The sequence below is a fragment of the Chamaesiphon sp. OTE_20_metabat_361 genome (genome assembly GCF_031364565.1).
Window position 1 is genome coordinate 1 of the sequence record NZ_JANLWO010000616.1, and the last position, 2,063, is coordinate 2,063.

Below are 2,063 nucleotides of genomic sequence, written 5' to 3' on the forward strand. Positions count from 1 at the left end.
GGTGAGGGGTAAGAGGTAATACTAAATCCGCTTCACAAACCCTTCTTTTGAGAGCGAAACCCCTCGCCCTCACCCCCAGCCCCTCTGTCTTGGCGCACACAAACGGGAGGGAACCTCCCGTTCGATGCGCCGCTCCCAAGCTTGGGAGCGGCGTTTTTATTCGGGGGTTCCCCCCGAATAAAAAAACGACAAGACAGAGGGGAGCCAGAGCCGCAGGCGAGGGCGGGGTGAGGGCTGCCTTTTCGAGAGCAAAAGAAGGGTTTTTGCAGCGGATTTGGTATCAGTCAGCAGGTAATCGACTCAAGCGGCTTGTTTTACCCAGTCATGTTCGCGTAAATAGGATTCAAAGTCAGTCGGAGCGGGAAAATCGCGTTTCAACTGTGCCAAATCTGCGCCGTAACCGACATTCTCAAACCAGCGATACATCGTGGTCATTTCCTCACCAGCTTGCTGCTCGAACGCCTCAAATGGAATTTGTTGGTAGGCGACATTTTTGCCTAAAACGCGACTAAATGTAGCTGCAATTTCTGGCATCGTCATCTCCCCGCTGGCGACTTCGATCTCGCGATTGGCAAAATCTGTGAACCGAGCGAATACATCGGCGACCATTTCGCCATAATCTTCTTCGGATAATTGTTGCAATTTGGTATCGGGACTTAGTGGTAGGGACAGCGTTCCGGTTTCAATGATCGATGGCATCGCGGTATAGTTGAACAAGAAGAACACCGGACGCAAAATCGTGTATGGTAAGCCACTAGCGCGGACATATTCTTCGATTTGAAACTTGCTATCGAAATGCGGCACACCAGTTTGGCGTTCGGCACTACCCACCGAACTGTAGACAAAATGCCCAATTCCCATCGCTTTGGCAACGTTTACGAGAGCCTTGCCCTTACGGATTTCGGCTTCGATGCCATCATTGAGTCCCTGCATCGAAAAAACGCCATAAACATTTTGCAAAGCGTGTTCGAGTGACGCCTGCTGGTCGAGATCGCCGACGAAGAGTTCTGCACCCAATCGTTTGAGTGATTGAGCGGCGGGTTTGTTTTTGTCCCGCACTAAGGCCCGAACCTGGAAGTTCCCGCGTTTTAACAGATGATGAGCCACTGCGCCACCTTGATGTCCAGTTGCGCCAGTCACGAGAATTGTGCGATTTGAATTTTCCATTTTAGTTGCTGCGATCGTTAGTGAATAATTGATGTGTAAGTTGAAGCGAGTGAATTAGCTGAGGATTTGTTCGAGTTCGATGATATTGCCGTCTGGATCGCGAACACAGGCAGTGAGAAACCCACCTGTTAGCCCTTCCTCCTCTGGGAATTGCCAAGGACTGCTGAAGATGGGAACGCCTTTGGCTTTCAACTGGAGAATCGCGTCATCTAAATCGGGCACTGCAAAGGTTAAAATCATCTTGGCATCGCGACGATCGTAGGTTGCGGTTTCGAGCGAGTCGATGTAGTCTTTCAACCGCGATCGATTGAGCAGCGTAATTTTAGTTGTACCTGCATCAAGTTCTGCATATTCCTCAGCATCATCATTCAGCGAAACCTTAAAACCTAAAACATTCTGGTAGAAAAGCTTACAATCTGTATAGTTTTCGACATTCAATCTAGTGCAAATATATTTAAGATTCATGTGTGTCCCCTGGTTCTGGTCGTTTCTCCCGCAGATCTCCGACTTCTTCGAGAGAAGTCGGGGATCTTTCGCATCACTTAAATGCTTTAATCAATGCCTCAAATTCCACTTTTAATGACTTGTCATTAGGTGAAATCGGTGGAATCTTTTTATCGATATTGAGGAATTGATAAACCGCCATCTGTGCCACCCGCACTGAATACTCGACAGTAAAAACGACATCCTCAGGAATCTCGACAAACTGACCGATCAATGCTATATTTCTGGAGTTATGTGGAATTGGTATCGGTCGATCGGTATGCAAACGCGGCATAAACATACTGGTGATATATGGCATCCGGCAAGGAATACAGTTAGCCGATGCGACAGTATCCAGATCGAAGCGCAAATGACCGCAAAGTTCTTGGAGGATTTCAGCACCATTGCATTCA

The 2,063-nt window shown here is 48.1% G+C and carries 3 protein-coding genes; all 3 read right to left on the minus strand.

What is annotated here, in order from left to right:
• Nucleotides 1–300: 300 nt before the first annotated feature.
• The gene (locus RMO35_RS17690; RefSeq protein WP_309742689.1) at nucleotides 301–1,167 is read right to left on the minus strand and encodes an NmrA/HSCARG family protein; all 867 of its coding nucleotides are present in this window, start codon (nucleotides 1,165–1,167) and stop codon (nucleotides 301–303) included.
• A 54-nt stretch (nucleotides 1,168–1,221) separates the two neighbouring features.
• The gene (locus RMO35_RS17695; RefSeq protein WP_309742691.1) at nucleotides 1,222–1,632 is read right to left on the minus strand and encodes a VOC family protein; all 411 of its coding nucleotides are present in this window, start codon (nucleotides 1,630–1,632) and stop codon (nucleotides 1,222–1,224) included.
• Between the two features lie 73 nt (nucleotides 1,633–1,705).
• Nucleotides 1,706–2,063: oleate hydratase (locus RMO35_RS17700; RefSeq protein ID WP_309742693.1), on the minus strand; the 358-nt coding region annotated here is incomplete at its 5' end.

Bases quoted from the DNA above. Each gene is read 5' to 3' on its own strand.
- RMO35_RS17690 (WP_309742689.1), bottom strand. From the start codon at position 1,167: ATGGAAAATTCAAATCGCACAATTCTCGTGACTGGCGCAACTGGACAT.
- RMO35_RS17695 (WP_309742691.1), bottom strand. From the start codon at position 1,632: ATGAATCTTAAATATATTTGCACTAGATTGAATGTCGAAAACTATACA.